The organism is Spirillospora sp. NPDC127506 (assembly GCF_040302145.1).
In the GTDB taxonomy this organism is placed as follows: Bacteria; Actinomycetota; Actinomycetes; order Streptosporangiales; family Streptosporangiaceae; genus Spirillospora.
Genome location: NZ_JBEORG010000096.1, coordinates 1,288 through 1,712, shown reverse-complemented (window position 1 = coordinate 1,712; position 425 = coordinate 1,288). Strand labels below are relative to the sequence as shown.

At 66.6% G+C, this 425-nt stretch carries 1 protein-coding gene; it reads left to right on the top strand.

From position 1 onward, the window contains the following. Window positions 1-425 (top strand): tetratricopeptide repeat protein (locus tag ABTW95_RS35610; RefSeq protein ID WP_500228628.1); only part of this gene is annotated, 425 nt, incomplete at both ends.

The following is a 425-nucleotide window of genomic DNA, read 5'->3' as shown; positions in this document are numbered from 1 at the left end:
ACATCCCGAGACACTGGCCTTCCGCAACAATCTCGCCGGCGCCTACCAGGCGGTCGGGGATCTGGGCCGGGCGATTCCGCTGTACGAGCAGACCCTCACTGACTCCCAGCGGGTGCTGGGCGCCGACCACCTTTCCACCCTGACCTTCTGCAACAATCTCGCCTACGCCTACCAGGGGGGCGGGGATCTGGGTCGGGCGATCCCGCTGTACGAGCAGACCCTTACAGAGCAGGAGCGGGTGCTGGGCGCCGACCATCCCGAGACACTGGCCTTCCGCAACAATCTCGCCGGCGCCTACCAGGCGGTCGGGGATCTGGGCCGGGCGATTCCGCTGTACGAGCAGACCCTTACAGAGCAGGAGCGGGTGCTGGGCGCCGACCATCCCGACACCCTGACCTCCCGCAACAACCTTGCCTACGTCTATG